At 52.3% G+C, this 9299-nt stretch carries 10 protein-coding genes; 4 read left to right on the forward strand and 6 right to left on the reverse strand.

Features of this window, described 5'->3' with window-relative positions; genetic code table 11:
* The 4 genes from COY37_RS11705 to COY37_RS00435 form a co-directional block, all read right to left on the reverse strand.
* A partial coding sequence (locus tag COY37_RS11705) for a P-II family nitrogen regulator (protein ID WP_353682988.1) occupies positions 1-93 on the reverse strand: 93 nt, incomplete at its 3' end.
* Positions 94-132: 39 nt separating this feature from the next.
* The gene (locus COY37_RS00425; protein WP_353682445.1) at positions 133-1449 is read right to left on the reverse strand and encodes an ammonium transporter; all 1317 of its coding nucleotides are present in this window, start codon (positions 1447-1449) and stop codon (positions 133-135) included.
* A 257-nt stretch (positions 1450-1706) separates the two neighbouring features.
* The gene (locus COY37_RS00430) at positions 1707-2045 is read right to left on the reverse strand and encodes a P-II family nitrogen regulator (protein WP_286678369.1); all 339 of its coding nucleotides are present in this window, start codon (positions 2043-2045) and stop codon (positions 1707-1709) included.
* A gap of 12 nt (positions 2046-2057) precedes the next feature.
* Positions 2058-3392 carry an ammonium transporter gene (locus COY37_RS00435; RefSeq protein WP_286678370.1) on the reverse strand — a complete coding sequence of 445 codons (1335 nt, stop codon included), beginning with the start codon at positions 3390-3392 and terminating at the stop codon, positions 2058-2060.
* 334 nt (positions 3393-3726) lie between these two features.
* Here COY37_RS00435 and COY37_RS00440 point away from each other — a divergent pair, with 334 nt between their 5' ends.
* The 3 genes from COY37_RS00440 to hcp all read left to right on the forward strand — a co-directional run bounded on the left by COY37_RS00440 (position 3727) and on the right by hcp (position 6779).
* The gene (locus tag COY37_RS00440; RefSeq protein ID WP_286678371.1) at positions 3727-4419 is read left to right on the forward strand and encodes a Crp/Fnr family transcriptional regulator; all 693 of its coding nucleotides are present in this window, start codon (positions 3727-3729) and stop codon (positions 4417-4419) included.
* Between the two features lie 202 nt (positions 4420-4621).
* Complete coding sequence (locus COY37_RS00445; protein ID WP_286678372.1) at positions 4622-5008, forward strand: ATP-binding protein; 387 nt, start codon at positions 4622-4624, stop codon at positions 5006-5008.
* A gap of 139 nt (positions 5009-5147) precedes the next feature.
* Positions 5148-6779, forward strand: coding sequence for a hydroxylamine reductase (hcp, locus tag COY37_RS00450; protein ID WP_286678373.1), 1632 nt, complete (start codon positions 5148-5150; stop codon positions 6777-6779).
* 128 nt (positions 6780-6907) lie between these two features.
* Here hcp and COY37_RS12030 read toward each other — a convergent pair whose 3' ends face one another.
* Positions 6908-7093, reverse strand: a complete 186-nt coding sequence (locus tag COY37_RS12030) for a DUF6419 family natural product biosynthesis protein (RefSeq protein WP_502690508.1) — start codon at positions 7091-7093, stop codon at positions 6908-6910.
* Positions 7094-7217: 124 nt separating this feature from the next.
* Between COY37_RS12030 and COY37_RS00455 the strand changes: the two genes are divergently transcribed.
* Positions 7218-7763: a hypothetical protein gene (locus COY37_RS00455; RefSeq protein ID WP_502690509.1), complete on the forward strand. Its 546-nt coding sequence runs from the start codon at positions 7218-7220 to the stop codon at positions 7761-7763.
* 50 nt (positions 7764-7813) lie between these two features.
* Here COY37_RS00455 and COY37_RS00460 read toward each other — a convergent pair whose 3' ends face one another.
* On the reverse strand, positions 7814-9112 hold the full coding sequence (locus COY37_RS00460; RefSeq protein WP_286678375.1) for a hemolysin family protein: 1299 nt from the start codon (positions 9110-9112) through the stop codon (positions 7814-7816).
* Positions 9113-9299 lie beyond the last annotated feature (187 nt).

Here is a 9299-nt window from a genome sequence, read left to right on the forward strand (position 1 = left end):
GTAAGCGGTAAGTCCCTGCACACCGACCTTGCTAAGGGCGTTTTTCACATCGTCGAGCTTAAACGGCTTAATAATGGCCTCTATTTTTTTCAACTTACCTTCATCCTCCTTCGCGGGAACACAATAGCATATTTAAGGTGTCTCGGTCGACGCCGTTGATACTTGAGACGACGGGTGGACGTCAAACGCGCCCGAGGTTACAAAACCCCCCGCGCTTCCACCAAGACCCGAGAGGTCATAGCCGACCTCGCTGTGCTGCGAAAGGTCAAGGCCGGTGATCTCATCTTCCTCGTCGACTCGTACGCCGATAAGTTTATCGACTATCTTAAATATAACCATGCTCGCGATAAAAGAGAACCCCACAACGACGAACACGCCCAGCGCTTGTTTCCATAGAAGCGAAGGATTGCCGAAAAATAAACCGTTGCCGGCGGCGCCGTTTATCGCCGCCGACGCGAATAGGCCGGCGGACAACGTTCCCAGAATTCCGCCAACACCGTGTACGCCGACGACGTCAAGTGAGTCGTCGTATCCGAATTTAAACTTGAGCGAAATTGCATAGTAGCACACAATACCCGCCGCCAGACCGATTAAAATCGCCGCTGTCGGGCTGACGTATCCCGCCGCCGGTGTGATCGTGGCAAGACCCGCGATTGCGCCGGTCGCCGCGCCGAGCGTGGTCGGTTTGCCGCCTTTGAGCCACTCGACAACGACCCAGCTTACGGTTGCGGCGGTTGCCGCGATGTGCGTTGTCACAAATGCGTTGGTTGCAAGGCCGCCGGCCGCCAGCGCGCTTCCCGCATTAAACCCGAACCATCCGAACCAGAGGATTCCGGTACCGATTATGGTGAGCGGAATGTTATGCGGGATAATCGGCTCCGCGCCGAATCCTCTTCGCCTGCCGGTGAAGATAGCAGCGGCAAGCGCCGCGGCACCCGAGCTCGCGTGAACGACGAGTCCGCCCGCAAAGTCGAGAACGCCGAGGTTGCGCAGCCATCCGCCGTTACCCCAGACCCAGTGGGCCACAGGCAGGTAGACGATGATGAACCACGCGATTGTAAACGCTAAAAACGAGCTGAACTTCATCCGCTCGGCAAACGCACCCGTGATAAGAGCGGGTGTGATAATTGCAAACATCGCTTGAAAAATCATAAACGCTTCATGAGGAATGGTCGGCGCATACGCCGCATTCGGCGCCATCCCGACCCCTTTTAGCCCGATGTAGCTTAAATCGCCGATGAGTCCGAACTTGTCGGGACCAAAGGCGAGGCTGTACCCGAACAGCATCCATAAAAGATTGATGATGCCGAGGATGATAAAGCTCTGCATGATGGTGCCGAGCACGTTTTTAGTTCTTACCATGCCGCCGTAAAAGAGAGCAAGTCCCGGGGTCATAAACATGACCATAGCAGCGCAGATAAGAATGAAGGCGGTATCGCCCGTGTTGATGTTTTGCATGGTATCCCTCCATCTTTAAAAGGCGCTCAAACATAACCAAACGTCCACCCGAACGGACGAAGTGGTTCCCGAACTTCTTGTCTGCTGCACCTATCTGACGACCAGATACCAGGCCTGGCTAAGTTTATTCTACGCATAAATTGTTACATCGGTGTTTCTCTAAGATTAAATCCTTGTTTCCTTAAGGTTAAATGCATGTAAAGCTGATAACCAAACACAACAATAAAGGGACGGCTCGGGCCGCCCCTTTAAATCGCATCGTTGCCGCGTTCGTTGGTGCGAATCCGGATCGCATCCTCAACGGGGATGACGAATATCTTGCCGTCGCCGATTTTGCCCGTCTTTGCTGCATCCATGATGGTATCTACCACTTGAGCCGCTAGGTTATCCTCAACCAGGACTTCGAGTTTTACTTTCGGTACGAAATCAACCGTATACTCAGCACCCCTGTATACCTCGGTATGGCCTTTTTGCCGGCCGAATCCCTGGACTTCGGATACGGTAAGACCTTTGATGCCGATACCGCTCAGTGCATCTTTTACTTCGTCGAGTTTAAATGGCTTAACTATTGCCTCAATCTTTTTCACCGGTATCCCTCCTTATTGCGGCTTATTTGCCGGGTGTGCCTGCATTGTAAAGCTTGTCTCGGGCCTAAGGACCGCCGAGCCTGGTATCCCATGCTCCATAGTGCCGCCGCCGAATCCGCCAAGCGCATAGCCTGTCTCGTTGTGCTGCGAGAGGTCGAGGCCGGTAACCTCGTCTTCCTCGCTGACCCTAAGGCCCATAACCGCATCGATAACTTTCAGGATTATCCCGGACCCTATGAATGAGTAGCCGATGGTAACCAAGATAGCGACCAACTGGATAAGTACTTGCTTCGGGTTGCCGTGTAAGAGGCCGTTAAAGCCGGCTGGGTTGATTACCGTAGTCGCGAACACACCGGTCAACAATGCTCCAATGATTCCGCCTACACCGTGTATGCCGACGACATCAAGTGAGTCGTCGTATCCGAGTTTAAACTTAAGACCGATCGCCAGGTAGCAGACGATGCCCGCTGTAAACCCGATGGCTACTGCGGCCAACGGGCCGACATAACCGGAGGCGGGTGTTATAGCAACAAGCCCTGCGACCGCTCCGGAAGCCGCGCCAAGCGTTGTGGGCTTTCCGGTCTTGATCTTCTCTATAAGTATCCAACCAAGTGCCGCAGAGGCCGTTGCAACGTGGGTTACAACAAAGGCTACCGCTGCCAAGCCGCCCGATGTAAGGGCGCTTCCCGCATTAAACCCGAACCATCCAAACCAGAGGATGGCCGCACCGGTAAGCGTCATCGGAAGGTTGTGCGGTTGCATCGCCTCTTTGCCAAACCCCTTGCGTTTGCCGATGATGAGCGCCGCCGCCAGGGCGGCAAATGCCGCGTTGATATGAACTACCGTACCGCCGGCGAAGTCAAGCGCGCCGAGGTTTCTGATCCAGCCGTCGACACCCCATACCCAATGGGCGACCGGGCTATAGATAAATGTCATCCATGCAACCATAAATACTAAAAATGAGCTGAACTTAATTCTTTCGGCAAAAGCGCCGGTAATAAGGGCGGGGGTGATGACCGCAAACATCATCTGAAACGCCATAAAGAGAATGTGCGGTATGGTCGCCGCATAGTCCGCATTCGGCGCCATCCCGACACCCTTAAGCCCGATCCAGCTTAAGTCCCCGATTATATGAAACTTATCCGGTCCGAACGCTAAGCTATATCCGTACAGTATCCAAACAATTGTGCCTACGCCGAGCATGATAAAGCTGTGCATCAATGTGCCGAGCACGTTTTTGTTGCGAACCATGCCCCCGTAGAATAGTGCGAGTCCCGGCGTCATAAACATAACCAGGGCTGTGGATATCAACATCCATGCGGTATCGCCGGTATTGATATTTTGCATTGTAAATCCCTCCATTCGAAAAATTTAAAGTCTTTCTTACAAACACTTCGCAGCTGCCGTTGAGTTAATCATAGCCACCTGGTGTTTCAACAAAGTTTCGCTCCAATTAAATATGTGTTGCATTCCGGTTACAAAATTATTTCTACCAGGTTAACGGGAAGTTAACAGGTGAAAAGGTGCGGGCTTAGAGAGTGGGTCGAGGGAGCGACTTGTTCTTACCCCCGCTGTTTGAATACGCTATAATTACCTCAATCGAATCAACCGAACCGATTGGATAAGAATGATTCACCGGGTTTGTCACGTTTTAAACTAAGTAAAGGACTACACTGGTTATATGAATACACCGCAGGGATTACGGATGTGCCCGCTGTTTGCGGGGCTGCCGGAGGACAACCTTAAAGAGCTCAGCACGATAGCGATAGGCAAGAAATTCGCCCGCGGTGAGCTTATCTTCTCTGATGGTGATGCCGGGGAAGGCTTCTATGTAGTCATTCATGGGCGCGTAAAGCTTTTTAAGCTCGGTATGGACGGGCGCGAGCAGATCCTGCATTTCGTTGCAAACGGCGACCCCTTTGGCGAGGTAACGCTTTTCTCCGGGGTCTCGTATCCCGCATTTGCGAGAGCCGCTACCGATCTCGAAGTCCTTTTCTTTAAGCGGAATGATTTTGAGGCCCTTGTTCGACAAGATCCGCAGCTCAGCCTCAATATGATTGCTATAATGTCCCATCACCTCCGCCGGTTTGCCACACTGGTGGAAGAGCTGTCCTTAAAAGATGTACCGGCGCGCGTTGCGAAGTACCTGCTGGATAGCGCAACGCGAAACGGCCGTGAGCACGATGCCGGAATCGAGTTTGACCTCGACATAAGCAAAACAGAGCTCGCCCAGCGCCTCGGCACGATCAGCGAAACCATTTCTCGCACACTCGGGAAGATGAAATCGACCGGTATCATCGATACCAACGGCAAGAAAGTAACCATCCTCGACATGGATACCCTTGAAGAGGTCGCCTCCGGTTTGAGGAAATAACCAGCCTCATAAAATCAGCAAGACTTCAAAAAAATTCTAAGAAATTTCTGAAAAATTTTAAGAAAATCCCCAATCCTTGACTTAAGTCAATGTCGACCAATTCAATAAGCTTTACCATAAACTCAAGATTTGTGAACGCTTGTAAGGATTTATAAGAGTTCTAAGAGTTCTATTTGTGCCACATACAGAGAAGGAGGCAATCATGACTGCAAAAACGCTCAGGAAGATCGTTGAGATCGATGAACAACGATGTAACGGCTGCGGTCTCTGTGTGAGCCCCTGTGTTGAAGGCGCTATTGAGATCGTTAACGGTAAGGCAAAAGTTATAAAGGAAGAGCTTTGCGATGGCGCGGGCTTCTGCCTTGGGACCTGCCCGATGGGCGCGCTTACCATTACCGAGCGTGAGGCTGATGAGTTCAGCGAGCAAGCGGTCCACGAACGCAAGGCGGCGCAGACGGTCGACCCGGTCACCCAGCATTGCCATTGGTGCGGTACCGCCGATAGCGATAGGCCGCTTTTTCCGGTTCGCTACAAGGGCGATAGCGTATGGGTTTGTGCAAGATGTTTGCCCCAACTTATCCATGGATAAGTAGCCGGCTATTGTTTTGGTTTCGCTATAGTCTTTCGCTTACCCGGCCCCTCCGGTGGGCGAAAGGCTAGATTTTTAGTCTTGTTAGTCGTAACGCTTGATTTTGTACGATTGTCACTATTATAAAGGAGGACGAGAAATGTTTTGCTACCAATGCGAACAGACATCAAAAGGCGTGGGTTGTACGGTAAGCGGTATCTGCGGGAAGATGCCGGACGTTGCAGCCCTGCAGGATCTGCTCACGTATGCGGTCAAAGGGCTCGCGCTCATCGCATCCGAGGGAAGGAAGGTCGGCGTAGTCGACCCGGAAGTTAATAGATTCACCGTCGGTGCGCTCTTTGCGACCCTGACAAATGTAAACTTCGATCCCGAAAGGCTTGGCGCACTTATCATCCGCACCGTGGAACTGCGTGAGGAACTGAGGGTGAAAGTAGCGGCCGCGGGCGGCATCGCTGATTTTGCCGAAGAAGTAACGACGTGCATGCCCGCACCGACCGTCGAGGAAATGGTTCGCCAGGGTCAGGCCGCCGAGTGGGTTGCGCCCCGGTCGACTGAAAACCCGGATATCAAGTCGCTTCAGGATATCCTGCTCCTGGGCCTCAGGGGTGTCGCGGCATATACGGACCACGCGGCAATCCTCGGCCAGGAGGACGACGCGGTCTACGGGTTCATCCATGATGCGCTTGCGGCGCTTGCCCGCGGCACCGGCGAGATGAACGATTGGCTCGGGCTCGTACTTAAGACCGGCGAGATCAACCTGCGCGCCATGGAACTGCTCGATGCGGGGAATACCGGCCATTACGGGCACCCGACCCCCACAAAAGTCCCGCTTGGGCACAAACAAGGTAAAGCGATCGTGGTCTCGGGCCATGATCTAAAAGACCTCGAGCAGATTCTCAAGCAGACCGAGGGCAAGGGCATTTACGTCTACACGCACGGTGAGATGTTGCCGACCCACGGGTATCCGGAGCTTAAGAAGTACCCGCATTTCTACGGGCACTACGGAACGGCCTGGCAAAACCAGCACAAGGAGTTCGCGGGCTTCCCGGGTGCCATCGTGATGACCACGAACTGCATCCAGAGGCCGCTTGACTCATATAAGGCGAATATCTTTACAACGGGACAGGTCGCATGGCCCGACGTGACCCACATTGCCGACAAAAACTTCACTCCGGCGATTGAAAGGGCGCTTGAAATGCCCGGATTCGTCGAGGATGAGGAAGGCAAAACCGTTATGGTCGGGTTTGCGAGAAACACCGTTCTTGGGGTAGCGTCGCAGGTCATCGACGCGGTCAAGAGTGGGGCAATCCGTCACTTCTTCCTGGTAGGCGGCTGTGATGGTGTAAAGAAAGAGCGCGGCTATTATGCCGAGTTTGTCGAGAAAGCCCCTAAGGACACCGTTGTTCTGACGCTTGCATGCGGCAAGTTCAAGTTCTTCGACAAAGACCTGGGCGATATCGGCGGCATCCCGCGACTGCTCGACGTGGGCCAGTGCAACGACGCCTACTCGGCGGTTAAGATTGCGGTTGCGCTCGCCGAAGCGTTTGGCGTCGGCGTCAACGACCTGCCGCTTTCGCTGGTACTCTCCTGGTACGAACAAAAAGCGGTGTCGATTTTGCTTACGCTTCTCTACCTGGGCATCAAAGACATCCGCATCGGGCCGTCATTGCCCGCTTTCATCACGCCGAACGTGCTCGATGTCCTAGTGGAGAACTTCGGCCTCAAGCCGATAACCACCCCGGACGAGGACCTCAAGGCCATACTCGGCTAGGGTTTAGCAAGAACAAGAAGGATTGCCGCAGGGCAACTTACGTAACTTTACTAGCCCTCTGCCTGCGGCTTATTCTTAATTCCCGCAAATTCTTCTTAAAGCAACTGCATTTTGGAACGATACATACTTTAACATAACCCTTTCCCCAATTTGCTTAGGAGGATTTTTTTTATGAAACTCAGCGGGAGTAAAAAGATAACCGCTATTTTTGCCGCCTTAGCCTCAACAATAGCGATCACCGGGCTGACAATGAAGAACAAACAAGGGCACCATGAATGCTCCTGTGCGGATGCCGGCTGTGACTGCAACGACACGTTTGAAGAACTGCATGTCCCGGAGCCCTCGGTTCAGAAGGTCTCGAGAGTAAGAAAGCTTGGTACGCGAAAAGCTGATACCGATCCCGCGACCGGCACGAGAACCGTCGAGGTATTAACGGATATGTTCAATGAGGTTAAGGGCAAGACCCTTCCGAACGAGAGCATCGCCAAGATCATCATGAGCTTGATCAACCTGCAAAACGCCGTGCGGCCCGAAGATGTCATTGACATCAGAAACATCCATTTTATGAAATACGGCAAGCAGAACCACATGGTAATCGACCTCTACACCGCCCATTTCGGCGCGCCCAGGTATGAGGAAGAACTTAACCGGCTATGGCACGATGTATTCCTGGCAGAAGATTTCTGGAATGCTGATTTTATTAAAGTAAGAGTAACCGCCAAGGATAAAAAATCAGGCGATTCGCTTGAGACCATCTCCTGCAGCCTCGATGATGTGTGCAAGTACCTGTTGAAGCAGAGTTCAGCCGAAGAGTTCCAGTCATCCTGGACAAGAAAACGGGCAAAAACGGGCAAGGCGGACGACTTTAATGGCACAAATAACATAAATAACAGAAACAACAGAAATGACACAAATAGCTCTAATACAAATAGCTCTAATAATACATCGGGAAACAAGAAGCTCGGCAAGCTGAAGCGAGCGTAATCTAACCGAGCATTCCTTTAGAATTTGCCGGATGAATAATCCGGCTTTTTCTAGTGTTGCTGGGGAATTCTAATAATTCTGACCAAAGCGACTCTGCGCTGCTGCATTGACTGGACCCTGAAACGGGTGCCGTCAAAGGTGACTTCTTCGCCGGGTCGCGGGATGTGACCCAGCTCGGACAATATCCAACCGGCAACCGTATCGTACTCGGGTGACTTGGGAATATCCAGGTTAAAACGCTCGTTCAGTTCGTCGATCGGGAGCCTGCCGTCGATGACGATTTCACGCTCGCCGATTGCTTTGATCAGCTCTTCCTCTTCGGTTTTGCCCCCGAATTCGCCAACGATTTCTTCAACAATGTCCTCAATCGTTACAATACCCGCCGTGCCGCCGTACTCATCAAGGACCACAGCCACATGCAACCTGCTTTTCTGCAGGTCTTTTAACAAACTGATGGCCCGCCGCGTCTCGGGCACATAGACTACCGGGCGCATGATGTCAATTGCCGGCGCGTCCAGCTGGTTTCTGTCGACGTACTGTATGAGGTCTTTGAGGTGTATTGCGCCGATAATGTTATCGAGGTTTTCCTGGTAGACAAGGAGCCTCGGGTGGCCGCTTTCCTGGGCCTCCTCAAGAACGTCCCTCACGGTTGCAGATGCATCAACCGCCGCAATATCCGGGCGCGGTACCATGATCTGTCTCGAGAGCACGTCGCCGAATTCAAATGCCTGGCGGATCAGCTCTTTCTCCTCGGGCATGAGCGCGGAATGTTGCGTTACCAGCAGTTTTAGCTCTTCCTCGGTAGTGCTCGGGGCAGTATCTTCAGGCCGGACGCCAAAGATTCTGATCACGACGTTTGTCGAGAAGCTCAGCGCGCGCGTGACGGGATATGTCACCGTGTTAAACCAGGCAACAGGTCGTGCAAAGAAGAGTGCAAATTGCTCGGATCTTAAAATCGCGAGTCGCTTCGGTACCAGCTCGCCGAATACCAGCGTAATATAGGCGATGATTAGCGTTATTATGACGATGGCGAGGCCGCGCGCTATCCCCGTGATAACCGGGATATTGAGCTGCGCAATGAGTTTGCTTAAATCGTCGGCAAGTTGATCCGCAGCCGTGGCGCTGGCCAGGAACCCGGCTACCGTTATGGCGGTTTGGGTTGTCGCGAGAAACTGGGTGGGGTCGTGCAGGAATCTCATAACTATTTGCGCTGACTTTGAGCCCTGTTCGGCTTTGGGCCGTATGCGGGTCTCGCGGACGGTGATAACTGCAATCTCAGCGCTGACAAACAACGCATTTATCAAGACTAGAATCGTAATAATTATGAAACTAAGTAATAAAGGACTCATGAACTCCTCGCTTCTCTTTATATAAAGTATAAATTACCACAAAATAAGTTCAACTATATTCACCCGGCCAATACGGCAAACGGTAGGGGGTATAATAGTTGTTAAATAATTGGCGTAAAATGCTGGACAAACCCACAAAAACCAGTCAAAATGGAACAGAAAAGAGATTTCTATCTAACCAAGCAAT

This window comes from Candidatus Aquicultor secundus, assembly GCF_002791875.1.
Classification (GTDB): Bacteria; Actinomycetota; Aquicultoria; order Aquicultorales; family Aquicultoraceae; genus Aquicultor_A; species Aquicultor_A secundus.

Bases quoted from the DNA above. Each gene is read 5' to 3' on its own strand.
- COY37_RS00445 (WP_286678372.1), top strand. From the start codon at position 4,622: ATGACTGCAAAAACGCTCAGGAAGATCGTTGAGATCGATGAACAACGA.
- COY37_RS00460 (WP_286678375.1), bottom strand. From the start codon at position 9,112: ATGAGTCCTTTATTACTTAGTTTCATAATTATTACGATTCTAGTCTTG.
- COY37_RS00440 (WP_286678371.1), top strand. From the start codon at position 3,727: ATGAATACACCGCAGGGATTACGGATGTGCCCGCTGTTTGCGGGGCTG.
- hcp (WP_286678373.1), top strand. From the start codon at position 5,148: ATGTTTTGCTACCAATGCGAACAGACATCAAAAGGCGTGGGTTGTACG.
- COY37_RS00435 (WP_286678370.1), bottom strand. From the start codon at position 3,392: ATGCAAAATATCAATACCGGCGATACCGCATGGATGTTGATATCCACA.
- COY37_RS00455 (WP_502690509.1), top strand. From the start codon at position 7,218: ATGTTCAATGAGGTTAAGGGCAAGACCCTTCCGAACGAGAGCATCGCC.